Annotated in this window: 24 protein-coding genes and 1 other RNA gene; 17 read left to right on the top strand and 8 right to left on the bottom strand. The window is 67.9% G+C overall.

The genetic code is table 11. The annotated features are described in order from the left end of the window. Positions 1 to 194 precede the first annotated feature (194 nt). Together AX690_RS19600 and AX690_RS19595 are read left to right on the top strand one after the other, a co-directional pair. Positions 195 to 1100: an SDR family NAD(P)-dependent oxidoreductase gene (locus AX690_RS19600; protein WP_066680862.1), complete on the top strand. Its 906-nt coding sequence runs from the start codon at positions 195 to 197 to the stop codon at positions 1098 to 1100. Positions 1101 to 1323: 223 nt separating this feature from the next. After that, positions 1324 to 2622 carry an outer membrane protein transport protein gene (locus AX690_RS19595; protein WP_066680860.1) on the top strand — a complete coding sequence of 433 codons (1299 nt, stop codon included), beginning with the start codon at positions 1324 to 1326 and terminating at the stop codon, positions 2620 to 2622. 61 nt (positions 2623 to 2683) lie between these two features. On the opposite strand, the gene AX690_RS19590 is transcribed toward AX690_RS19595, so the two are convergent. From AX690_RS19590 to serB, 3 genes are all read right to left on the bottom strand, one after another. Then, on the bottom strand, positions 2684 to 3793 hold the full coding sequence (locus AX690_RS19590) for an Mrp/NBP35 family ATP-binding protein (protein ID WP_066680856.1): 1110 nt from the start codon (positions 3791 to 3793) through the stop codon (positions 2684 to 2686). A gap of 79 nt (positions 3794 to 3872) precedes the next feature. Next, positions 3873 to 4538: an HAD family phosphatase gene (locus AX690_RS19585; RefSeq protein ID WP_066680854.1), complete on the bottom strand. Its 666-nt coding sequence runs from the start codon at positions 4536 to 4538 to the stop codon at positions 3873 to 3875. Continuing rightward, positions 4535 to 5443 carry a phosphoserine phosphatase SerB gene (gene serB / locus AX690_RS19580; protein ID WP_066680852.1) on the bottom strand — a complete coding sequence of 303 codons (909 nt, stop codon included), beginning with the start codon at positions 5441 to 5443 and terminating at the stop codon, positions 4535 to 4537. Before serB ends, AX690_RS19585 begins: the two co-directional genes overlap by 4 nt. Here serB and miaA point away from each other — a divergent pair. The 6 genes from miaA (at position 5424) to AX690_RS19555 (ending at position 10727) form a co-directional block, all read left to right on the top strand. Then, the gene (gene miaA / locus AX690_RS19575; RefSeq protein WP_066680850.1) at positions 5424 to 6317 is read left to right on the top strand and encodes a tRNA (adenosine(37)-N6)-dimethylallyltransferase MiaA; all 894 of its coding nucleotides are present in this window, start codon (positions 5424 to 5426) and stop codon (positions 6315 to 6317) included. The two genes, serB and miaA, sit on opposite strands and share 20 nt — an antisense overlap. 126 nt (positions 6318 to 6443) lie before the next feature. Beyond that, positions 6444 to 6929: a CinA family protein gene (locus AX690_RS19570; protein ID WP_066680848.1), complete on the top strand. Its 486-nt coding sequence runs from the start codon at positions 6444 to 6446 to the stop codon at positions 6927 to 6929. Between the two features lie 397 nt (positions 6930 to 7326). Beyond that, complete coding sequence (locus tag AX690_RS23450) at positions 7327 to 7374, top strand: hypothetical protein (RefSeq protein ID WP_193852718.1); 48 nt, start codon at positions 7327 to 7329, stop codon at positions 7372 to 7374. A 101-nt stretch (positions 7375 to 7475) separates the two neighbouring features. Next, the gene (locus AX690_RS19565) at positions 7476 to 9284 is read left to right on the top strand and encodes an acetolactate synthase 3 large subunit (protein ID WP_066680846.1); all 1809 of its coding nucleotides are present in this window, start codon (positions 7476 to 7478) and stop codon (positions 9282 to 9284) included. A gap of 30 nt (positions 9285 to 9314) precedes the next feature. Next, entirely contained in the window at positions 9315 to 9872 is a 558-nt protein-coding gene (gene ilvN, locus AX690_RS19560) for an acetolactate synthase small subunit (protein ID WP_066680845.1), read from the top strand. A gap of 12 nt (positions 9873 to 9884) precedes the next feature. Continuing rightward, complete coding sequence (locus tag AX690_RS19555; RefSeq protein WP_066680844.1) at positions 9885 to 10727, top strand: hypothetical protein; 843 nt, start codon at positions 9885 to 9887, stop codon at positions 10725 to 10727. On the opposite strand, the gene AX690_RS19550 is transcribed toward AX690_RS19555, so the two are convergent. After that, complete coding sequence (locus AX690_RS19550) at positions 10672 to 11583, bottom strand: AraC family transcriptional regulator (protein ID WP_066680842.1); 912 nt, start codon at positions 11581 to 11583, stop codon at positions 10672 to 10674. The genes AX690_RS19555 and AX690_RS19550 overlap by 56 nt on opposite strands. 187 nt (positions 11584 to 11770) lie before the next feature. Between AX690_RS19550 and AX690_RS23445 the strand changes: the two genes are divergently transcribed. The 7 genes from AX690_RS23445 (at position 11771) to AX690_RS19520 (ending at position 16689) form a co-directional block, all read left to right on the top strand. Beyond that, positions 11771 to 11938: a hypothetical protein gene (locus AX690_RS23445; protein WP_197426919.1), complete on the top strand. Its 168-nt coding sequence runs from the start codon at positions 11771 to 11773 to the stop codon at positions 11936 to 11938. Further along, positions 11935 to 12216, top strand: a complete 282-nt coding sequence (locus AX690_RS19545) for an Atu4866 domain-containing protein (RefSeq protein ID WP_156449730.1) — start codon at positions 11935 to 11937, stop codon at positions 12214 to 12216. Before AX690_RS23445 ends, AX690_RS19545 begins: the two co-directional genes overlap by 4 nt. Next, positions 12180 to 12543: a transfer-messenger RNA gene (ssrA, locus tag AX690_RS19540) on the top strand. The genes AX690_RS19545 and ssrA overlap by 37 nt, the downstream gene beginning before the upstream one ends. Positions 12544 to 12725: 182 nt before the next feature. Continuing rightward, positions 12726 to 13211 carry an SspB family protein gene (locus AX690_RS19535; RefSeq protein ID WP_066680840.1) on the top strand — a complete coding sequence of 162 codons (486 nt, stop codon included), beginning with the start codon at positions 12726 to 12728 and terminating at the stop codon, positions 13209 to 13211. After that, the gene (locus tag AX690_RS19530) at positions 13208 to 13681 is read left to right on the top strand and encodes a PaaI family thioesterase (protein ID WP_066680838.1); all 474 of its coding nucleotides are present in this window, start codon (positions 13208 to 13210) and stop codon (positions 13679 to 13681) included. Before AX690_RS19535 ends, AX690_RS19530 begins: the two co-directional genes overlap by 4 nt. Before the next feature lie 16 nt (positions 13682 to 13697). After that, complete coding sequence (locus AX690_RS19525; RefSeq protein ID WP_066680836.1) at positions 13698 to 14468, top strand: C13 family peptidase; 771 nt, start codon at positions 13698 to 13700, stop codon at positions 14466 to 14468. A gap of 76 nt (positions 14469 to 14544) precedes the next feature. After that, the gene (locus AX690_RS19520) at positions 14545 to 16689 is read left to right on the top strand and encodes a serine hydrolase (protein WP_066730525.1); all 2145 of its coding nucleotides are present in this window, start codon (positions 14545 to 14547) and stop codon (positions 16687 to 16689) included. Positions 16690 to 16698: 9 nt separating this feature from the next. On the opposite strand, the gene AX690_RS19515 is transcribed toward AX690_RS19520, so the two are convergent. Beyond that, positions 16699 to 17100, bottom strand: a complete 402-nt coding sequence (locus AX690_RS19515; protein ID WP_066682868.1) for a RusA family crossover junction endodeoxyribonuclease — start codon at positions 17098 to 17100, stop codon at positions 16699 to 16701. A gap of 153 nt (positions 17101 to 17253) precedes the next feature. Between AX690_RS19515 and fumC the strand changes: the two genes are divergently transcribed. Continuing rightward, complete coding sequence (fumC, locus tag AX690_RS19510) at positions 17254 to 18645, top strand: class II fumarate hydratase (protein WP_066682867.1); 1392 nt, start codon at positions 17254 to 17256, stop codon at positions 18643 to 18645. A gap of 61 nt (positions 18646 to 18706) precedes the next feature. Here the strand turns inward: fumC and AX690_RS19505 are convergent, their stop codons facing one another. From AX690_RS19505 to AX690_RS19495, 3 genes are read right to left on the bottom strand one after another with little or no spacing between them, the layout of a single operon-like run. Next, on the bottom strand, positions 18707 to 19105 hold the full coding sequence (locus tag AX690_RS19505) for a YccF domain-containing protein (RefSeq protein WP_066682866.1): 399 nt from the start codon (positions 19103 to 19105) through the stop codon (positions 18707 to 18709). A 4-nt stretch (positions 19106 to 19109) separates the two neighbouring features. Further along, positions 19110 to 19424, bottom strand: coding sequence for a cupin (locus AX690_RS19500; protein WP_066682865.1), 315 nt, complete (start codon positions 19422 to 19424; stop codon positions 19110 to 19112). Continuing rightward, positions 19424 to 20449 (bottom strand): polyprenyl synthetase family protein, encoded by a 1026-nt coding sequence (locus tag AX690_RS19495; RefSeq protein WP_197426920.1) that lies wholly within the window; start codon positions 20447 to 20449, stop codon positions 19424 to 19426. Before AX690_RS19495 ends, AX690_RS19500 begins: the two co-directional genes overlap by 1 nt. Before the next feature lie 115 nt (positions 20450 to 20564). Between AX690_RS19495 and AX690_RS19490 the strand changes: the two genes are divergently transcribed. Next, positions 20565 to 21308, top strand: a complete 744-nt coding sequence (locus tag AX690_RS19490; protein ID WP_066682864.1) for a tRNA1(Val) (adenine(37)-N6)-methyltransferase — start codon at positions 20565 to 20567, stop codon at positions 21306 to 21308. Positions 21309 to 21728 lie beyond the last annotated feature (420 nt).

The raw sequence follows: 21728 nt of genomic DNA, 5'->3' as shown, positions 1-21728 counted from the left end.
CCCCAGCGGGGGGGAGGTGTCGACTCGAAGAGGCGACGGAGGGGGAAGAAGCCGGGTCAGCCGGACTTCCCCCTCCGGCGCTTCGCGCCACCTCCCCCGCTGGGGGGAGGATTGGAGCCCCCTCCCCTTGACCTCCCCTGTCCCGCGCCGCACAACACGGCCAAACCAAACACGCGTTTGAGGGAGACTTCGGCATGGCGGACATCCGCTTCGACGGCAAGGTGGCGATCGTAACGGGCGCCGGCGGCGGCCTTGGCCGACAGCACGCCCTGGAATTGGCGCGCCGCGGCGCCAAGGTGGTCGTCAACGACCTGGGCGGCAGCGTCGACGGCTCGGGCGGCTCGTCCGAGGCGGCCCAGAAGGTGGTCGAGGAAATCAAGGCGTTCGGCGGCGAAGCCATCGCCAACGGCTCGTCGGTCACGGATGACGCCGGCGTCGCCCACATGGTCAAGCAGGCCATGGATGCCTGGGGCCGGATCGACATCCTGATCGCCAACGCCGGCATCCTGCGCGACAAGACCCTGACCAAGATGGAGTTGGCCGACTTCGAGCTGGTCATGCAGGTGCACGTGTTCGGCACCTTCAAGCCGATCAAGGCGGTCTGGGACATCATGAAGGCCCAGAACTACGGCCGCATCGTCGTGACGACCTCGTCGTCGGGCATGTACGGCAACTTCGGCCAGAGCAACTACGGCGCGGCCAAGATGGCGGTGCTGGGCCTGATGAACACCCTCAAGCTCGAGGGCGCCAAGAACGACGTGAAGATCAACGCCATCAGCCCGGTCGCGGCCACCCGCATGACCGAGGGCCTGATGCCGCCCGAAGTGCTGGCCAAGCTGGCGCCGGAATATGTCACGCCGGGCGTCGTCTATCTCTGCTCGGAGGAGGCTCCGACCGGCGCGATCCTGACCGCCGGCGCCGGCGCCTTCGCGCTCTCGCGCATCTACGAGACCGAGGGCGTCTATCTGGGCGAAGGCGGTCTGTCGGCGGAAGAGGTTCGCGACAGCTGGGACAAGATCACCGACGAGGCTGGCCAGAAGGCTTACTTCAACGGCGGCGAGCAAGGTCAGAAGTTCTTCCGAAAGATGGCGGGCGGCTGACCCAGCGTAAGCATTCGCGCTCAATTGTCAGGCTAGAAGCATAGTTTTGACATAACAACGATTGATCTGGGGCCTTCGCGGCCCCAGATCTTTAACGAAACTGACAAAATTCACGCCTCGATCAATTTAGGGCAACATTCTTACCGCAGGTGCGTTAAAGCGGCGCCCAAAGGCGCCGTCGGGTGATCGACGAGCCTCGAAATTTAACAAGGTCGTCAGTCCCATGTCTTTTACGCGTAACCGCCTCGCCGCCGGCGTCGCCCTCGTGTCCCTCGCCGCCGCCACCCAGGCGTCGGCCTCCGCCTTCTATCTGCAAGAACAGTCGGTGCGCGGCACAGGTCGCGCCTATTCGGGCGAAGCAGCCGACAAGGGCGTCGGCAGCCTGTGGTGGAACCCCGCCTCGATCGCGGGCATCGACCGCAGCGAGGTCGCCCTGGGCGTCAACGCGATCCAGGTCAACTCCAAGGTCGTCAACAACGGCTCGACCATCACGCGTCCGGTCCCGCCGGCCGGCCTGACCACGCCGATCGGCGGCGCGGGCACGGCCTTCGACCCGATCAATGACGGCGTGGTTCCGAACCTGGGCGGCGCGTTCAAGATCAACGACAAGCTGTCGCTCGGCATGGCCGTCTCGGCCCCCTACAACTTCACCACCGAGTACAACCCCGACAGCTTCACCCGCTATGACGCGCTGAAGTCGCACCTGCGCACGATCAACATCGACACCGTCGTCGCCTATCGCGTCAACGACATGCTCGACCTCGGCGTCGGCTTCACGGCCCTGTACGCCGACGCCGAACTGACCAACGCCCTGCCCAACATCTCGCCGCTGCAGCCTGACGGCCACCAGTCGCTGAAGGGCGACGGCTGGGCCTATGGCTACACCGTGGGCGCCCAGCTGCACCCGTCCAAGAGCCTGACAATCGGCGCCAGCTACCGCTCCAAGATCGACCAGAAGCTCGACGGTACGGTCGCCGTCTCGGGCCTGCTGGCCCCGATCCCGGCCGCCAACAACTTCTCGGTCGACGGTCAGGCCAAGATCACCCTGCCCTGGATCGCCAATGTCGGCGCGCGCTGGGCGGTGAACGACCAGTGGACCCTGAACGCCCAGGTCAGCCGCGTCGGCTGGGGTGAGTTCGACGCCATCCGCGTCAGCTTCCCGGGCGGCGGCTCGACCAGCGTCCAGAACTACAAGGACGTGACGACCTACGCCGCGGGCGTCGACTACCAAGCCTCGCCGCGCCTGACCCTGCGGGCCGGCGTCCAGTACGACCCGACCCCGACGCCGGACGTCGGCCGCACCGCTCGCGTGCCGGACGGCGATCGCATGATGTACGCCGCGGGCGCCACCTGGGCGGCGAAGGACAACCTCAAGCTCGACGCCGCGATCAGCTACATCAGCTTCGACGACAGCGAGATCAACCGCACCGACGTGACGGCGACCAGCTCGACCGCTCGCCTGAAGGGTGACGTCACCGGCTCGGCCGTCGTCCTGTCGGCCGGCGCGCGCTACAGCTTCTAAGCGCCGCCAACGGCTCAATGGAAAGCCCGCCGGGAACGATCCTGGCGGGCTTTTTCGTGGCCTATCCGACGGCTTTCCAGAGCGCCTTCGCCGCGGCGACGAACACCTGGGCGGCCTGGCCCTTGGGCTCGCTGACCACGGCGGGCGAGCCCTCGTCGCCGCCGATCCGCACGCCCATCTCGATCGGCACGCGGCCCAGCAGCGGGACCTTCAGGCGCTCGGCCTCGGCCACGCCCCCGCCCTCGCCGAAGATCGGGATCGGCGCGCCGGTCGAGGGATCGGCGAAGAAGGCCATGTTCTCGATCAGCCCCAGGATCGGCGTCGCGGTCTTCTCGAACATCACCGCGGCGCGGCGGGCGTCGATCAGGGCGATCTCCTGCGGCGTGGTCACCAGCACGACGCCGTCGATGCGCAGCTTCTGGACCAGGGTCAGCTGGATGTCGCCGGTGCCGGGCGGCAGGTCGACGACCAGCACGTCCAGCGGCTCTTTCTCCGAGCCCCACGCGACGTCGTGGATCATCTGACGGACGGCCGACGAGGCCATCGGCCCGCGCCAGATCATCGCCTTGCCCTCGTCGACAATGAAGCCGATCGACATCAGCTTGACGCCATGGGCTTCCAGCGGCTGCAGCTTCTCGTTCTCGAACAGCGGGTCGCCATCGACGCCCATCATCTTCGGCGCCGAGGGACCATAGACATCGGCGTCCAGCAGGCCGACGCGCAGGCCCTGCTGGGCGAAGGCGACGGCGAGGTTGGTCGAGACAGTGGACTTGCCCACGCCGCCCTTGCCCGAGGCCACGGCGATCACGTGGCGAACGTGGGCGGGCTTCTCGGCTTCGGGCGGCGGGACCATGCGGGCCTGCGGATCCTCCGAGACCTTGGCGCCCTTGCGCACCCGGGTCGCGCCCTCGGCGGCCTGAGCGGTCAGCACCACCTGGGCGACGTCGACGCCCGGGAGCGCGGCCAGGGCCTTTTCGGCGGCCTCGCGCACCGGGGCGTAGGTGGCGGCCTGGCTGGCGGGCACCTCCAGCATGAAGCCGGCGCGGCCGTTGCGAACGACCAGTCCCTGCACCAGTCCGGCGGCCGCTAGCCCTCGCCCGCTGATCGGGTCGCGGATACGGTCCAGCGCCGCGCGGGCGTCGTCGAGGGTAGCGGGAGTTACGCCGGTCACGTCAGTCAGGCCTCGTGTTGCGAGCCCTCATATCCGCGCCGCGCCCCGGTTTTACAAGAGCGCCCCGCCCGTAAGGGGCTCAGGTCGACGCCTTCAGCAGGTCCATCACGTGATGCAGGCTGTCGGCGATATGCACGCACTTGTCGTGCATCTCCTCGTTCGGATCGAGGATGTCGGGCACCATCACCGTCATCATCCCGGCCGCGTGGGCGGCGCGGACGCCGGGGTGCGAATCTTCCAGCGCCAGGCAGTAGCTAGGGTCCACGCCAATGCGCTGGGCCGCCAGCAAATAGGGGTCGGGATTGGGCTTGTGACGGGTGACGTCATGGTGCGCCACGACGGCGTTGAACCGATGCAGCAGATCAAAGCGCCCCAGATAGCGTTCGACCGCGGCCAAGCCGTTCGAGGTGGCGATGCCGCGCGGCAGGCCGCGATCGTCGAGATAGTCGAGGATCTCGACCACCCCGGCCTTCAGCTTGGTCTCGGCTTCCAGCAGGTCTTCGACATCCGCCCAGACCCGCTCGAAATAGGCCTGCGCCGGGAAGGTCTCGCCATAGAGCTCCCGAAGCATAACAGCGCACTCGGGATTGGTCTTGCCGACCATCGAGGCGTAGGTCTCGCCGGTGAACTGGACGCCGAAGACGGTCGCCGCCTCGATCATCGCCGCGCGATAGACGATCTCGGTGTCCAGCAGCAGCCCATCCATGTCGAAGACCACGGCGTCGACGCGGCGCGGGAAACTCACTGGGCGAACTCCTCGGCGCGGTAGCCCTGAAAGTAGAGCAAGGTCGTCAGGTCGGTGTGATCGACCTTGGCGTCGGCCTGGGCCGCGACGATCGGCTTGGCGCGGTAGGCGACGCCCAGGCCCGCGGCCTCGATCATCGCCAGGTCGTTGGCGCCGTCGCCGACCGCCAGGGCGTCGGCGGGGGTCAGGCCCAAGGCCGCCGTCTCCTCGCGCAGGGCGGCCAGCTTGGCTTCCTTGCCAAGGATCGGATCGCCGACCTCGCCGGTCAGGGCGCCGTCCTGCTCGATCAGGGTGTTGGCGCGGTTGAGGTGAAACCCCGCCGCCTGAGCCACTCGGCTCGTGAAGAAGGTGAAGCCGCCCGAGACCAGGGCGCAGCGCGCGCCGTTCTGGGCCATGGTCGAGACCAGGGTCCGCGCCCCGGGGTTCAGCTGAACACGCTGGTCGTAGCAGCTTTGCAGCGCATCGACCGACAGCCCCTTCAGCATCCCGACCCGCTCGCGCAGCGCGCCTTCGAAGGCCAGTTCGCCGCGCATCGCCCGCTCGGTGATCTCCGAAACCTGCGCCTTCACGCCCGCGAAGTCGGCCAGCTCGTCCAGGCATTCGACGTTGATGATCGTCGAGTCCATGTCCGCGATCAGCAGGCGCTTGCGGCGGTTCTCCGCCGGCTGGAAGGCGAAGTCGACCGCTAGATCCGACAGCGACGTCCCCTCGCCCGGAAAGCCCATCACCTTGGCCTTCGCCTGGACCTTGCCATCGGCGGGCAGCAGGAAATCGCAGGCGGTCGGGCCGAGTGCGCTATGGCTTATGGACAGCAGGCGTTCGACGCGCGAAACGGCTTCTGCGTAGGCGTCGCGGTTCGCCCCGACGATGGTGAGGACGGTCGGAATGGTGGAGAGTTCGGACATCGCGCCCCGCATCTGGCTGATCGCGGGCCCGACCGCAAGCGGCAAGTCGGCCTATGCGCTGCAATTGGCCGAGCGGATGGGCGGCGAGATCGTCAACGCCGACTCCATGCAGATCTACGCCGGTCTGCGCGTGCTGACGGCCGGCCCTTCGCCCCAGGAAGTCGCTCGCGCCCCGCATCACCTGTTTGGCGTCGTGGACGCGGCCGTGGGCTGGTCGGTCGGGCGTTGGCTGGAGGCCGCCACAACCGCACTCTCGGAGATCGCCGCGCGGGGTAATCCGGCGATCGTGGTCGGCGGCACGGGGCTCTATTTCCGGGCGCTGACCCATGGCCTAGCCGACGTGCCGCCGGTGCCCGAGACCCAGCGGGAAATCTCGGGCTTGCTCTACGCGGCCCGAGGCGAGGCGGAGTTCCGAGAGATCCTGAAGCCGCTCGATCCGGAGGCCGAAGCCCGCATCGAGGTCGGCGACCGACAGCGTCTCGTGCGGGCCCATGCGGTGGCCATCGCCACGGGCAAGTCCCTCACCGCCTGGCAGACCGACACCAAGCCCGCCCTTGCGCCCGGCAGTTGGAAGGGCCTGGTGCTCGATCCGCCCCGCGCCGAGCTCTACGCCCGCTGCGACGCCCGCCTGGCGGTCATGCTCGAGCATGGCGCCTTGGACGAGGTGCGGGCGATGGAGGCGCGCGGGCTGGACCCGTCCTTCCCCGCGCTCAAGGCCGTCGGCTATCGCGAGTTCGCGGCCCACCTTCGCGGCGAGACCACGCTGGAGCAGGCGCTGGAGGCGGCAAGGCAGGAAACGCGCCGCTACGCCAAGCGCCAGCTGACCTGGTTCCGCAACCAGACGCCCGACTGGGAGCGGATTAGCGCTCCGTGACCGTTGCGGCGCTGTGAGCAGGTCCTCATTGAACATAGGGCCTTCATCGTCGAGCGTCACCAGAGTCCGTGGTTGCGCCTCGCGACTTACCCTATGGAGAGAACCGCCACGTCCGAAGGAAACTCGATGCCCGACCTTGCCGCCCTCGCCGAACGCGTCGCCGAACGCCTGATCGCCCGAGGCGAGACCGTCGCCGTGGCCGAGTCCTCCGCTGGCGGTCTGATCTCGGCGGCGCTGCTGGCCGTGCCAGGGGCGTCGAAGTTCTATGTCGGCGGCGCGGTCGTCTATACGGCCCGGGCGCGGCTGACCCTGATGGACATTCCGCAGAAGGCGATGGACGGCCTGCGCTCGGCCAGCGAGCCCTATGCGGAGCTGCTGGCCCGCGTGGCCCGCAAGAACCTGAAGGCGACCTGGGGCCTGTCCGAGACCGGCGCCGCCGGCCCCGACGGCAACCGCTACGGCGACGCGCCCGGCCACTGCTGCTTCGCCGTGGTTGGCGAGGAGACCTCGGTCAGCACGACGATCGAGACCGGACACGGCGATCGCGGCAGAAACATGCAAGCGTTCGCCGTCGCGGCGCTGGAGCTGTTGGCCCGAACGCTGGAAGCCTAGACGGTCCCGAACAGGCTGTAGGCGAACTCGTCCATCGCTCTCTGGCTGATGCTGGTATTGTTCAGCAGCACGACCGTGGTCTGGTCGTCGAACCGATGGCCCAGCACCGAGCGGAAGCCGGCCGCATTGCCCGTTTCCCAAGCGAAGACAGCACCGTGGCGGACGCCTTTCCGGCGAAACCAAGCGCCGCCGCGCCAACTAGAAATTCACGCCGACCGAACACTAGGGCGCTCCTGGATTGCGAGAGCGCGACCGTGGAGGGGAAAACCTGCCCCTGTCACGTGAAACTCCGGTAAGGTCACACCGCCCCGAAAAGGCACATCCTTGCGACAAGGCGCGCCTTGACGGGTTAACGTGCGCATGTCATCACCCATTCCGTAGCTTTGGAGCAAGACTCGTGCGCAAAACCATGATCGTACTTATGGAGCGGCCGTCCGCGACGTGACCTTAGAAGTCACGCCGTAGTTCGGTCGCGCGCGCAAAGGTCCTTCGGGACCTTTTTTCTTTTCCGCCTACGCCCTTCCCGCTTCCCACCGGATCCGTCCCATGACCGCCCACCAGACCATCGAGAGCAAGGCTCCCGCCGAAACCAGCGACCGCGCCATGACCGGCGCCGAGATCGTGGTTCGCGGCCTCGTGGACCAAGGGGTCGAGGTGCTGTTCGGCTATCCGGGCGGCGCGGTCCTGCCGATCTATGACGCCCTGTTCCACGAGCCGCGCCTGCAGCACATCCTGGTTCGCCATGAGCAAGGCGCGACCCACGCCGCCGAAGGCTACGCCCGCAGTTCGGGCAAGCCGGGCGTCGTGCTGGTCACCTCGGGCCCCGGCGCGACCAACGCCATCACCGGCATCATGGACGCCCTGATGGACTCGATCCCGATGGTCGTCATCACCGGCCAGGTCCCGACGCACCTGATCGGCACCGACGCCTTCCAGGAAGCCGACACGGTCGGCATGACCCGCTCGTGCACCAAGCACAATTATCTGGTCAAAGACGTCCGCGACCTGCCGCAGATCATCCACGAGGCCTTCAAGATCGCCACCACGGGCCGTCCGGGCCCGGTGCTGATCGACATCCCCAAGGACGTCCAGTTCGCCAAGGGCGAATACCGCGGCCCCGAGGAGATCCAGTCGACCCACGCCTATGCGCCGCGCGTCAAGGGCGACGCCGGCCGCATCGCCGAGGCGGTCAAGATGATCGCCGGCGCGCGCCGACCGATCTTCTACACCGGCGGCGGCGTCATCAACGCCGGCCCCAAGGCCAGCGAGGCCCTGCGGGAATTCGCGGCCCTGACCGGCGCGCCGGTCACCTCGACCCTGATGGGCCTGGGCGCCTTCCCGGCGGCCGATCCGGCGTGGCTGGGCATGCTGGGCATGCACGGCACGTTCGAGGCCAACAACGCCATGCACGACTGCGACGTGATGATCTGCGTCGGCGCCCGTTTCGACGACCGCGTCACGGGGCGCCTGGACGCCTTCTCGCCGGGGTCGAAGAAGATCCACATCGACATCGACCCGTCGTCGATCAACAAGAACGTCCGGGTCGACCTGCCGATCGTCGGCGACGCCGCTTCGGTGCTCGAGGACCTGATCGCCGCCTGGAAGGCCGCCAAGTTGCAGCCGAACAAGGCCGCTTTGACCGACTGGTGGGCCCAGATCGATCAGTGGCGCGCGCGTCAGTGCCTGAAGTACCGGTCGTCCGACACGGTCATCAAGCCGCAGTACGCGATCGAGCGCCTGTACGAGCTGACCAAGGACAAGGACGTCTACATCACGACCGAGGTCGGCCAACACCAGATGTGGGCCGCTCAGTTCTTCCGCTTCGAGGAGCCGAACCGCTGGATGACCTCCGGCGGCCTGGGCACCATGGGCTACGGCCTGCCCGCCGCCCTGGGCGTCCAGCTGGCGCACCCGAACAGCCTGGTCGTTGACATCGCCGGCGAAGCCTCGATCCAGATGTGCATCCAGGAGCTGTCGACCGCGATCCAGTTCGACCTGCCGGTCAAGATCTTCATCCTGAACAACGAATGGATGGGCATGGTCCGCCAGTGGCAGCAGCTGCTGCACGGCGAGCGCTACAGCCACTCCTATTCGGACAGCCTGCCCGACTTCGTGAAGCTGGCCGAGGCCTATGGCGCCCACGGCATCCGCTGCGACGACCCCGCCGAGCTGGACGCCAAGATCCTGGAGATGATCAACAGCGACAAGCCGGTGATCTTCGACTGCCGGGTCGAGAAGCACGAGAACTGCCTGCCGATGATTCCGTCGGGCAAGGCGCACAACGAGATGATCCTGCCCGAAGAGGTCGAGGACCTGGGCAGCGTCATCGACGAAGACGGTCGCCGGCTGGTCTAGTCAGCGGAACGGGTTAGAAGAAGAGCCAAGATGACCACGAACACCCAACCCGCCCCGGCCTCGGCCTACGACCTTAGTCCCAACGCGCAAGCCGAACAGACGGCGACGTTCGCTCTGCTCGTCGACAACGAGCCGGGCGTGCTGCATCGCGTCGTCGGCCTGTTCGCCGCGCGCGGCTACAACATCGAAAGCCTCACGGTCGCCGAGACCGACCGCAAGGCCCACACCAGCCGCATCACCGTGGTGACGCGCGGCACCCGCCACGTGCTGGACCAGATCGAGGCCCAGCTGAACAAGGTGGTCAACGTCCGCCGCGTCCACGACGTGACCCGCGACCCGAACGGCGTCGAGCGCGAACTGGCCCTGGTGAAGGTGCGCGGCTCGGGCGTCGACCGCGTCGAGGCCCTGCGCATCGCCGAGATCTTCCGCGCCAAGCCGGTCGACACGACGCTGGAGAGCTTCGTGTTCGAGATCTCGGGCGCGCCGTCCAAGATCGACAAGTTCCTGGACCTGATGCGCCCCCTGGGCCTGGTGGAACTTTCCCGCACCGGCGTCCTTTCCATCGAGCGGGGCGTCGAGGGCATGTAGCGGAGATGGCGGATGAGCGGCCTGACCGGACTGATCGCGGGGCTGGCCCTTGCTCTTGGTCCTGAAGACGCCGTCCAGCAGGCCCCACCGCCCGATCCCGCCGCCTGGTGGTCGCCCAAGGTCGCGCCTCCGCCGTCCGAGGTCGAACCGCTCCATGGCCGTCGCCTCGCCAAGGGCGAGCGGCCGGTCCCGATCGACAAGGGGGTCGAGCCCCTGCTCTACCGCCTCTGGGGCCTACAGCCCCTGCAAAGCCAGATCCTGCGCAAGGACGAACTGATCCTTGAGGTCTGGGCCAGACCGGCGGGCGATGTTCGTCAGGCTGTCGTGCGCCTCACGCTGCGCGACGACGGCCGCGCCTTCGTCCAGGCGCGCGCCGGACTTGGCTGCTGCACGCCGGAGATCGGCCGCCGAGTCGACATCAACGCCGAGCTCGACAGAGCCTCCGCCCAGACGTTGAGATCGGTTTCAGCCGACCCCGCCTGGAACCAGCCGCGTTCGGTCATCGTCGACTACGGCGGCGGGGCGGTTTCGGCGCTCTGCGTCGATGGCGTCTCCTGGGACGTGAGCCTGCTCGTCTCCGGCCAGGCGCGTCATCTGCGGCGCGCCTGCGATGACGCGGAAGTCGGTTCGATCGCGAGAATCCTCGCGACAGCCTTGGGCTCGACGATCGGGCGGGATCCGCGCTTCGACGCGATCTTCCCACGAGGCGCGGACTTCTCGCGGCAAGCCAGCGCCTACGCCGTGCTGATCCAGTCTGGCGGTCGCCTGATTCCGAGCGAGAACAGCCAGCCTCAGGCCTCTACGCCCCCGCCGCCGCCATCTCCGGCTGATCCCGAAGCCGCGCCACGTCCCTGAGCGGGGGCGCGCCGAACAGGCGGGCGTATTCTCGGCTGAACTGCGAGGGGCTGTCGTAGCCGACGGTGTGGCCCGCCGTGGCGGCGTCCAACCGCTGAACCAGGATCAGCCGGCGGGCCTCCTGCAAGCGGATCTGCTTCTGGTACTGCAGCGGCGACAGCGAGGTCACGGCCTTGAAATGTTGATGCAGCGCCGAGGGGCTCATCCGCGCCTCCTCGGCGACCATATCGATGCTGAAGGGCTGGTCGAAGTTGCGCTTGATCCAGCCGATCGCCCGGTTGATCTGGCGCAGGCGGCTGTCGCGGCGGGCGATCTGAGCCAGGCGTGGTCCCTGCGGTCCGGTCAGCAGGCGGTATAGGATCTCGCGCTCGATCAGCGGGGCCATGACGGCCACATCCCCAGGCGTCTCCAGCAGGGTCGTCATTCGACACACGGCGTCGAACAGCTGTGGCGTCATCGCGCCCGCCGACATGCCGCCTACGAGCGGCGCGGCGACGTCGAGACGAGCGGCCAAGCCGGCCTCCATGATCATCTCGCTGATCAGATTGGCGTCGAGCACGATCCGGAAGCTCAGATACGGCTTGTCCGGCGAGGCCTCGACGACCTGGCCGGTCACCGGCACGTCGATCGAGGACAGGAAGAAGTTGCGCTCGTCATACTCGTGGATGGCGTCGCCCACGGTCACCCGCTTGCGGCCCTGCGCCAGGACGCAGAAGGACGGATCGTGAAGACCGTGATTGGGTTCGCTGGGCTGGGACAGGCGATAGAGATTGACCCTGGGGCAGCAGGTGTCGACCGGCCCTTCCTCCGGCGTGAATCGTTCAATCAGGGCGGCGAGCGCCTCGCGCGTGCTCATAGCTTTTCCTTGTGCGGACGACGCTATTTGTAAGCCTTGCACGATCCTCCGTCACGCGACGGCGTTCGGTTCCGGAGGATCGTGCAATCATGCCGGAGCATCGATCTACCGACTGGACGCCCCGGCGCCGCATAGTGGCCTCGTTCCGCTCCCCGACGCGGCCAACTCCAAAAACCTGAGCTCTGCGATGAGACGCTACACGCCCCGACGCGGCGGCGTGACGGCTCCGCGCTGGTTTGTCGCCGCCCTGCTGGGCGGGACGGCCGCGCTGACCGCCGCCACCGCCGTGCTCCCCAAACCCGCCTTGACGCCGCCCCAGAACGAAACCTTCCAGATTGGGAGCCTCGCCCGATGATGATGTCCGCCATCGTTCCCCATATCCCTGTCGCCGGCGTCTGGACCTCGCCCGACGGCCACATCTCGCTGGAGCTGCGCGCCGACGGCCGCTTCATCGAGACCCGCGACGACTTCGCTGATGTGTTCACCGGGGTCTATGTCCTCGTCGGCGAGACGCTGAAGCTGTTCGAGGACCGCGGCGCGGTCGTCAGCGGCACTTTGTCCAATGGCCGCCTCAGCCTGGGGACAGTCCAGCGCCCGGCCTTCCATACCGGGACCGAACACCCTATATTGTGATCGTCCGGCTTCGGCCGAACTATGGGGATAAACGCGCACGTAATAAGCGGACTGGACCCGGGTGCGATTCCCGGCGGCTCCACCAAATCTCTCCCAAGTTATCATGGGACTGCATGGGGCCGATCAGCATCGACAGACGTGTAAAGGTGTTGCTTTCTCTCGGCTTGGCCCACCGTTTCGGGCCTTTATCTAAATGCGAACGATAACTTCGCTGAAGAGTTCGCCGTCGCCGCGTAATGCAGCGCCGTTGAATTCGACCTTTAAGTCCTAGGGGTTCAGATCCTTAGGCGGGGCCCGGAGGGAGCCTGCCAACAGAATCCCTCCACTTTCCACGACATCGCCGAGGCTCCCTCCTCTCTTTTCGAGAGAGCACCGCAAACGGTTGCGCCGCGCTCCGGGCATGACGACCGCGACCTTGGCGCGCGGACCACATCGGAGAGCTTTGCGATAGGCGCTCGACACGCTAGGCTCCGGGCTTCGTTTTCAGTCCGAAGTATCGACCTCAGCGCATGTCCCAGACCGAACAGCCCGAAGACCTCATGCAGTACGAGGCCATGGCCCAGGACGCCCTGCGCGGCGTGGTCAGGGCTGCTCTGAAGAAGGCGGCGGAGCCGGGCGGCCTGCCCGAGCCCCACCATCTCTACATCACCTTCAAAACCAAGGCCGCCGGCGTCTCGGGCCCGCAGGACCTGCTGGGCAAGTATCCGGACGAGATGACGATCGTCCTTCAGCACCAGTACTGGGACCTCGCCCCGGGTGAGAGCGTCTTCTCGGTGACGCTGAAGTTCGGCGGACAACCCAAGCGCCTGACGGTGCCCTACGCCGCCGTGACCCGCTTCTACGATCCGTCGGTTCAATTCGCCCTGCAGTTCGCCCCGCCCGAGATCGTCGAGGATAATCCCGAGCCCGAAGCCGAACCGGAAGCCAAGACTCCCGCGCCATCCGGTGACGAAGGTCCGAAGATCGTCTCCCTGGACCAGTTCCGGAAGAAATGAGCGACGTCGTCTCCGACGCTCCGCAGACCTTGAGCGACGAGGCGATCCTCGCGCGCTTCCGCGCATCCAAGAACCAGCCGAGCGGATCCCTGACCCTGGGTTTCGAGCTGCTGGCCGTGCGCCAGGCCGACCGCGAGATCGAGGTCGGCTTCAACGCGCGCGCCGATCTGCTTTGCAACCCGATGGGCCAGATCCAGGGCGGCTATGTCTGCGCCATGCTGGACGAGGCCATGTCCGTCGCCGGCATGATCACCTCCGGCATGACCCACGTCGTCCCGACCCTGGAGATGAAGACCAGCTTCCTGCGCCCGGCCATGCCTGGCGCGCTACGCGGCGTCGGTCGCGTGGTGAAGTGGGGTCGCACCGTCTGCTTCATGGAAGGCGAGCTCTACGACGGAGAGGGCCGCCTGCTGGCCAAGTCGACTGGCACGGCGCTGCCGACGCCTTTCGCCAACTTCAAGAAGAAATAGCCGAGGGAGACGGGCCATGCGGGGAGCGGCGGCGGTCATCGGACTTCTGGCCCTGCTTCTCGCGCCCTTGTCCATCGCCCAGGCCGGGCCGTTCTCGAACTGGACCGCGGTCGTCGTGGCGGGCGACTACCACGCTCATTCCGGCGGCCCGACCGAAGCCTTCGACAACGCCCGGCGCGATGTCTCCAAGGCGCTGGTCGAGCTTGGCTTCGACAAGGCCGCCATCCAGCAGTTCTCCGTGCGTCCCAAGCGCTATCCCGCCGATGCGCCAGGCAGCGCGGACTCGCGAACGCTCTATGACGCCCTCCGCGTCGGCGCGCAGACCGCCAAGGCCGGCTGCCTGTTCTACCTCAGCTCACACGGCAGTCCGGAGGGCGCGATTCTCGGCGAGGAGCTGCTTCGCCCGCATTTGCTGGCCGCCATTCTCGACGACGCCTGCCCCAACCGTCCCAACGTGGTAGTGATTTCAGCCTGTTTTTCAGGCGTGTTCATTCCGCCCCTGCAGAAGAGCGACCGCTTGATCCTGACCGCCGCACGGCCGGATCGCGCCTCGTTCGGCTGCGGCGAGAGCGATAAATATCCCTATTTCGACGCCTGCTTCCTGGCCTCCGTCCCCGACGCCCATGACTTCTCAGCCCTCGGCGCGCGCGTTCAGGCCTGCGTCGCGCGCCGGGAAAGGGAGACCGGCGCGGAGCCGGCCTCCGAACCCCAGATCTGGATCGGTCCCGCGCTGCGCCCCCTGCTGCCGCTCTACGCCTTCGACCGATCTCTCCCCAGAACGCCTTGAGCGGTATCGGGTTTGACCCGCGCGGCAAGCAGGTTACACAAACCCTAGAAGTTACTGCTTCACCCAGGGGACATCGTTGACGTCGCGCGTTTCGCCCGCGGCCGCCCTCGCGGCGGCCTTCATCGCACTATGGTCCGCTCTGGGTTCGGAGGCGCGCGCTCAGGACGCCACGCCGACATCGCCCCCCGCCAGCGACGCGCCCGCCGCCGAGCAAGGTCCCCGCCCCTATTCCAGCCTGCGCCCCCGTCGCGTCCGTCCGACGCCGCGCCCGGCTGTATCGCCCAAGCCCGCGGCCGCCGCGGCGACGCCTCAAGCGCCGAGCGTTCCCGCCGCCCAGCCGGTGGCGGTCGGCGTCGCGCCCCTGCCCCGCCCGGAACTCGAAGCCTTCGTCGACGGCGTGGTGCAACGCGCCATGACCCGCGACCACATCGCCGGCGTGACCATCTCGGTGGTCCAGAATGGTCAGGTGGTGCTGAAGAAGGGCTACGGCTTCGCCAATCTCGGCCAGCGCCGGCCCGTCGATCCCGACAAGACTCTGTTCCGCATCGCCTCGATCTCGAAGACGTTCACTTGGATCGCCCTGATGAACGAGATCGAGTCGGGCCACATGCGCCTCGACGGTCCGGTGAACCTCTATCTGCCCGAGCCGCTGCAACTGAAGGACCAGGGCAAGAAGACCCAGGTCCGCCTGCGCGACCTGATGACCCATACGGGCGGCTTCGAGGACCGCGCGATGGGGCAGCTGTTCGAGCGCGATCCCAACCGCATCCGCCCGCTGGCGGACTATCTGCGCCAGGAGCGCCCGCGCCGCGTTCGCGAGCCCGGCCTGCTGCCCAGCTATTCGAACTACGGCGTCGCCTTGGCCGGCGCCGCGGTCGCCAACGTCACCAGCAAGCCGTTCGAGCAGCTGATCAGCGAGGAGATCATCCTGCCGACGGGCATGCGCCATACGACCTTCCGCGAGGCGCGGCCCTGGCGCGACAACCTGCCGGCGCCGATGTCCGAGGACCTGGCGGCCGAGTTGTCCGACGGCTTCTCCTGGACGTCGCTGGGCTGGAAGGTGCAGCCGCGGGAGTTCATCGGCCAGGTGGCGCCGGCCGGTTCGGCCTCGAGCACCGCCGGCGACATGGCCAGGTACATGACCCTGCTGCTGAACGGCGGCGTGATCGACGGTAAGACCGTGTTCTCGCCGAAGACCGCCCAGGCCTTCCGCACGCCCATGTATCGCCCCGCGCCGGAAGCGGCCGGTTGGAACGCGGGCTTCCAGGACATCCCGCTGCCCGGCGGCCGTCGCGGCTTCGGCCACGCGGGGGCGACGCTCTTCTTCCATTCGAACATGGTCATCGCGCCGGACCTGGGCCTGGGCGTGTTCATCTCGGTCAACACCGACAGCGGCGCGAACCTGCCGGCCACCCTACCCGCGACCATCATCGAGCACTTCTACGCCAAGCCGCCCGCCGTGCCGCCGGCCAGCGCGATGACCTACGAGCAGGCCAAGCTCTATGAGGGCGACTACCTGACCACGCGCCGCGCCTATGGCGGTCTGGAGGGCTTCATCAACCGCGTGATCGGCCGGGCCACGGTGCGAGCGACGCCGGACGGCCGCCTGTCCATCAGCGAGGGCGGGTCGGCCGCGCTCTTCAATGCGGCCGGGCGCCCCGGCGTGTTCAAGGCCGTGGACGGTCCGCTGATCATCGTGTTCGACGCCAATGGCGATCGCCCGTCGCGCTTCTACGCCGCGCGCGGCTTCGCGACCTATGAGCGGATCAGCCCGATGCGGTCCGCGAACCTGCTGGTGGCGACGGTGGTCCTGGCCGGGCTGGCCAGCCTGGCGACCGTGCTCGGGACCATTGTCCGAAACCGCCGCGAAGCGCGCCAGACGCCGGTCCAGGCCCGCGCCAGCCAGATGCAGACCGCTCAGGCCGTGCTGTGGCTGATTTCGGCCGTCTGCATGGGCGTCTTTGCGATCCGCTCGTCCGACCAGACCGCGGCCTTCTTCGGCTGGCCCAGCGGCTGGCTGCTCAGCGCCTCGGCCTGCGCCTTGGTCGCGGCCTTGATGTCGGTGCTGACCCTCGGGGCCCTGCCCATGGTGTGGCGCGGCGGCCGCCGGGTCGACAGCTGGACCGCCGGCCGCAAGGTGGCCTTCACCTTCACCGCCCTGCTGTTCGTGTTCCTGAGCGTGCTGCTGGGCCTGTGGGGCTATCTGCTGCCCTGGAGCTGAGGGCCCTACTCAGTCTTCCAGGGTGCGCCGCATCAGGTTGGTGCTCAGCTTGCGCACCTGGATGACGATCCGCTCGCGATCGCCCGGCCGCCGCTCGACCAGCAGCCGGGCGACCTGGGCGTCGTCGTGGAAGGCGTAGCCCTTGATGGCGTCCAGCAAGGCCTTGGCCAGGTTGTCGAGGTCCATCCACGGCGGCTCGCCGACATATTCCATGCCGATCTCGACGCTGAACTCGCCCCAGGCCGGACGCGAGCCGCGCCAGGACTTGCGGAAAAACTCATAGATCAGCGGCTTGTAGTACTTGCCCTGGGTCGTCAGGCCGTCGACCACGAGCGTGAGCTCGCCGCCCGCCTCGCGGGCCCGCACCTTGCCGTGGTGGGTCCAGTCCGTACCATCGAGCGCCTGGCTCACGCGCCGACCGTCCTGGCTGGCCCCATGGCGTCATTCCAATCGCTGTCTAGCGCCACATAAGGGCTCATCCGGGTCTCCTTCGCGTGGGCGAACATTGCCCTCCCGGCGCTCAAGGTCTAGACCGCGCTCGACCGTTTTTCCGGAGACCGCCGCATGACCGCCACGCGCACCGAGACCGACACCTTCGGCCCCATCGAAGTCGCCGCCGACCGCTACTGGGGCGCGCAAGCCCAGCGCAGCCTGGGCAACTTCAAGATCGGCTGGGAGAAGCAGCCCCTGCCGGTCGTCCGGGCCCTGGGCATCGTCAAGCGCGCCGCCGCCGAGACCAACACCAAGCTCGGCAAGCTGGATCCGAAGCTGGCCGACGCCATCATCCAAGCCGCCAACGAAGTCATCGAAGGCAAGCTGAACGATCACTTCCCGCTGGTCGTCTGGCAGACCGGTTCGGGCACCCAGTCGAACATGAACGCCAACGAGGTGATCTCGAACCGCGCCATCGAGATTCTGGGCGGCGAGATGGGCTCCAAGAAGCCCGTCCACCCGAACGACCACGTCAACATGAGCCAGTCGTCGAACGATACCTATCCGACGGCCATGCACGTGGCCTGCGCCGAGCAGATCGTCCGCGACCTGCTGCCGGCCCTGAAGCACCTGCACACGGCGCTGAAGGCCAAGTCGGACGCCTGGGCGGACATCATCAAGATCGGCCGCACCCACACGCAGGACGCCACCCCGCTGACGCTGGGCCAGGAGTTCGGCGGCTACGCCCAGCAGGTCGAGAACGGCATCGAGCGCATCGAGCAAACCCTGCCCAAGCTGATGCAGCTGGCCCAAGGCGGCACCGCCGTCGGCACCGGCCTGAACGCTCCGATCGGCTTCGCCGAGGGCGTGGCCGAGGCCATCGCCGCGATCACCGGCCTGCCCTTCACGACCGCTCCGAACAAGTTCGAGGCCCTGGCCGCCCACGACGCCATGGTGTTCAGCCACGGCGCGATCAACACGGTCGCCGCCAGCCTGTTCAAGATCGCCAACGACATCCGCTTCCTGGGCTCGGGTCCGCGCGCCGGCCTGGGCGAACTGTCGCTGCCGGAAAACGAGCCCGGCTCGTCGATCATGCCGGGCAAGGTCAACCCGACGCAATGTGAGGCTCTTACCCAGGTCTGCATTCAGGTGTTCGGCAACCACGCCGCCCTGACCTTCGCCGGCAGCCAGGGCCACTTCGAGCTGAACGTCTTCAACCCGGTGATGGCCTACAACTTCCTGCAGTCGGTGCGCCTGCTGGCCGACGCGGCGATCAGCTTCACGGACAACTGCGTGGTCGGCATCGAGCCGCGTATCGACAACATCAAGAAGGGCGTCGAGAACTCGCTGATGCTGGTCACGGCCCTGAACGGCCGCCTGGGCTATGACATCTGCGCCAAGATCGCCAAGACCGCGCACAAGAACGGCACGACCCTGCGCGAGGAGGCCGTCGGCGGCGGCTATCTGACGAACGAGGAGTTCGACCAGTACGTCCGTCCGGAAAAGATGGTCTCGCCGGGCTGAGGCTCGAAAGCCCGAGAACGATCGAGGGGTCGCCGCGAGGCGGCCCCTTTTTCGTTCGACCCTAGCGCTTGACCACCTCGCGCCCGATCGGGGCGATGGCGATCTGGGCCAGTTGCAGGTCCTTCAGCGCGAACGGGATGCCGATGATCGTGATCGCCTCGGCCGCCGCGACCACGATATGGCCGACCGCCAGCCACCAACCGGCCAGCACGAACCAGATCACGTTCAGCAGAAAGCCCAGCGGGCCCGTGCCGACGTCCTGGCGACCGGTCAGGATTTCGCGGCTCACGATCTCCTTGCCGAACGGCCAGAAAGCGAAGCCGGCGATCCGCCAAGCCGCGCCGGCATAGGGCAGACCCACGATCGTGATGGCCAGCAGCAGGCCGGCGAAGAGCCACCCGAGGCCCGTCACCAGGCCGCCGAAGATGAACCAGAGAATGTTCAGGATGAACCGGATCATCGCCTTAGACGCTCCCCTTGCGCTCCACCACCAGGATGCGCGCCTCACCCACCGGATGGGCCACGTGCTCGTCGCCGACATCGGCGAAGCAGGCGTCGCCGGCGTTCAGGCGGCGCACATGCTCGCCGCTGGCGTCGCGATAGTGCATGTCCACCACGCCGGCGAGCACCACGAAAGCCTCGGCGCCGTCGTTGACGTGCCAGATGTAAGGCTTGTCGGTCCAATGGACGCGGACGGTGGCGCCGTCCACCTCGCCCAGGTCGGTCGCGCCCCAGGGACGCTCGGCCGTGAAGGTGTGGAGCGCCTCGTGGAAGCGCATCAGGCCGTCCGGCTGACGGCGAAGTCGGCCAGGCTTTCCAGCGACTCGCGCCAGTCATTGGCCGGGAAGATGGCCAGAGCGGCCTTGGCCTTGTCGGCGTAGTCGGTGGCCAGGTCCAGGGTCGCGTCCAGCGCGCCCGTGCCGATGATCAGCTCTCGGGCGCGGCGGAAGTCGGCCTCGGTCTGCTCGCGGCGGCCGACGGCGCGCTCCCAGAACTCGGCCTCGCGCGGTCCCGAGCGGGCGATGGCCAGCAGCAGCGGCAGGGTGGCCTTGCCTTCGCGGAAGTCGTCGCCGGCGTTCTTGCCCAGGGTCTCGGTCGCGCCGCCGTAGTCGAGCGCGTCGTCAACCAGCTGGAACGCCAGGCCCAGGTTCAGGCCATAGGCCTTCAGCGCGTCGGTCCGAGCCAGATCGACCCCCGCCGACACCGCGCCGGCCTCCGAGGCCGCGGCGAACAGCTCGGCGGTCTTGGCCTGGATGATCTCAAGATACAGCGCCTGCGACAGATTCAGGTCGTGGCTGCGCATCAGCTGCATGACCTCGCCCTCGGCGATGACGCGGCTGGCGCGGGCCAGGATCTCCAGCGCCTTCATCGAGTTGGTCTCGACCATCAGCTCGAAGGCGCGGGCGAACAGGAAGTCGCCGACCAGGACGCTCTGGGCCCCGCCCCAGATCAGGTGCGCGGCGACCTTGCCGCGACGCAGGGCGCTGCCGTCGACGACGTCGTCATGCAGCAGGGTGGCGGTGTGGATGAACTCGACGGCGGCGGCCAGCTTCAGGCAGTGGTCGTTGTCAGAGCCGGCCCCATCAGAAGCAGCGAGCCGCGCGGCGGCGACGGTCAGCAGCGGGCGCAGGCGCTTGCCGCCGGCGGCGATCAGGTGCTCGGCCAGGGCCGGGATGATCGGCACGTCGCTCTGCATGCGCTCGGTGATCAGGCGGTTGACGCCGGCCATGTCGGTCTCGGCGAGGCGCACGAGACGATCCACCGAGCCCGACGTCCGGGGGAGGGTCGCTGCGGCTGCGTCCAAAACCATGATCTCCTTGCGGCGTCCCTCTCTTCGCTATCCGGAGGGATCTACCGTTGCGAGGGACAATGGTGGCGGGATAGGTCAGGGTCAAGGCGAGCACAAGGCCCCAAAAGCATTGGACGATCTGCAGGTGACGGAGGATCGGGTTCTGGGAGGCCGCGTGCGGCTGCGCCAGAAGGCCGACGGCTACAGGGCCGGCATGGACGCGGCGCTGCTGGCGGCCGCTTGCGACGCCTTGCCCAACCAGCGCGTGCTGGAGCCTGGCTGCGGCGTCGGCGGCGCGCTGCTGGCCGCCGCGACTCGCCGGCCGGAGGTCCTGTTCCAGGGCGTCGAGCGCGACCCGGCCCACGCCGCCCTGGCGACCGAAAACGCCGACCTCAACGGGCTGTCGGCGCGAGTCGCCATCCTGACGGGCGATGTCGATTCGGGCTTCCGGGCCCTGGGCCTGCCGGTCTTCGACGCGGTGATGGCCAATCCTCCGTTCTTCGACGACCCCGCGACCCTGCGCGCGCCCCACCCCGCCAAGAGCGGAGCCTGGATGGCCGACGGCGGCCTGAAGGCCTGGACGACCTTCTGCCTGAAGGCGGTGCGCGAGGGCGGGACCATCACGATCATCCACCGCGCCGACCGCCTGGCCGACATCCTGGCGCAGTTGGCGCCCAAGGCCGGCTCGTTCCGCATCCGCCCGATCGCGCCGTTCGCCGACGCCCCGGCCAAGCGCGTTATCGTCCGGGCCATCAAGACCGGCAAGGCGCCGCTGGTCCTGCTGCCGCCGCTGGTGCTGCACGACCGCGAGGGCGGCAAGCACACGACGGAGGCCGAGGCGATCCTGCGGGGGGAAGCGGCGCTGGGTTGGTGAGGCGCACGTCTTCTCCGCTTCACGCGGTGAGCCGCTGAAGGGATGGAAAGGGACTGCGGAGCGCCGGACATCCGTCCGGAGGTTTGAAGTTAAGTGTACCGTTTCGACGAAGCCAGACGCTCCGCGCAGCCGTTATCCGGTGAGCCTGCGAGGCGCGGGGTTTTAACCCGCTCTCGCTGCTAGGCCCCCGACGGGCGGGCCAGGGCGACGAACCCCAGTCCCGGAACGCCCGGGCGATTTCAGCCCAGACCTGTCGCGCCGCCGAAGTCTCCGCCGCCAGGGCTTCGTCCCGTGTTTCAGGGAGCCTGCCGCTGGATCCGTCGCAAGGACGCCTTCCCCAAGCTTGGGAAGACCGGCGAGCACAACCCGCTCGACCACCCCCGACAGCCGTCACGATCGCCGGCCGGACGTCCCTTCCAA

Source organism: Caulobacter sp. CCH9-E1, assembly GCF_001556515.1.
Taxonomy (GTDB): domain Bacteria; phylum Pseudomonadota; class Alphaproteobacteria; order Caulobacterales; family Caulobacteraceae; genus Caulobacter.
Note: the sequence above shows the minus strand (reverse complement) of the source record. Positions and strands in the feature narration are given on the sequence as shown.

What these genes read in the sequence shown, in the direction of transcription:
- AX690_RS19600 (WP_066680862.1), top strand. Translation starts at nt 195, where the DNA reads ATGGCGGACATCCGCTTCGACGGCAAGGTGGCGATCGTAACGGGCGCC.
- miaA (WP_066680850.1), top strand. Translation starts at nt 5,424, where the DNA reads ATGGTGGAGAGTTCGGACATCGCGCCCCGCATCTGGCTGATCGCGGGC.
- AX690_RS19555 (WP_066680844.1), top strand. Translation starts at nt 9,885, where the DNA reads ATGAGCGGCCTGACCGGACTGATCGCGGGGCTGGCCCTTGCTCTTGGT.
- ilvN (WP_066680845.1), top strand. Translation starts at nt 9,315, where the DNA reads ATGACCACGAACACCCAACCCGCCCCGGCCTCGGCCTACGACCTTAGT.
- AX690_RS19500 (WP_066682865.1), bottom strand. Translation starts at nt 19,424, where the DNA reads ATGCGCTTCCACGAGGCGCTCCACACCTTCACGGCCGAGCGTCCCTGG.
- AX690_RS19565 (WP_066680846.1), top strand. Translation starts at nt 7,476, where the DNA reads ATGACCGCCCACCAGACCATCGAGAGCAAGGCTCCCGCCGAAACCAGC.
- AX690_RS19550 (WP_066680842.1), bottom strand. Translation starts at nt 11,583, where the DNA reads ATGAGCACGCGCGAGGCGCTCGCCGCCCTGATTGAACGATTCACGCCG.
- fumC (WP_066682867.1), top strand. Translation starts at nt 17,254, where the DNA reads ATGACCGCCACGCGCACCGAGACCGACACCTTCGGCCCCATCGAAGTC.
- AX690_RS19525 (WP_066680836.1), top strand. Translation starts at nt 13,698, where the DNA reads ATGCGGGGAGCGGCGGCGGTCATCGGACTTCTGGCCCTGCTTCTCGCG.
- AX690_RS19570 (WP_066680848.1), top strand. Translation starts at nt 6,444, where the DNA reads ATGCCCGACCTTGCCGCCCTCGCCGAACGCGTCGCCGAACGCCTGATC.
- AX690_RS19545 (WP_156449730.1), top strand. Translation starts at nt 11,935, where the DNA reads ATGATGATGTCCGCCATCGTTCCCCATATCCCTGTCGCCGGCGTCTGG.
- serB (WP_066680852.1), bottom strand. Translation starts at nt 5,443, where the DNA reads ATGTCCGAACTCTCCACCATTCCGACCGTCCTCACCATCGTCGGGGCG.
- AX690_RS19505 (WP_066682866.1), bottom strand. Translation starts at nt 19,105, where the DNA reads ATGATCCGGTTCATCCTGAACATTCTCTGGTTCATCTTCGGCGGCCTG.
- AX690_RS23445 (WP_197426919.1), top strand. Translation starts at nt 11,771, where the DNA reads ATGAGACGCTACACGCCCCGACGCGGCGGCGTGACGGCTCCGCGCTGG.
- AX690_RS19535 (WP_066680840.1), top strand. Translation starts at nt 12,726, where the DNA reads ATGTCCCAGACCGAACAGCCCGAAGACCTCATGCAGTACGAGGCCATG.
- AX690_RS19595 (WP_066680860.1), top strand. Translation starts at nt 1,324, where the DNA reads ATGTCTTTTACGCGTAACCGCCTCGCCGCCGGCGTCGCCCTCGTGTCC.
- AX690_RS19530 (WP_066680838.1), top strand. Translation starts at nt 13,208, where the DNA reads ATGAGCGACGTCGTCTCCGACGCTCCGCAGACCTTGAGCGACGAGGCG.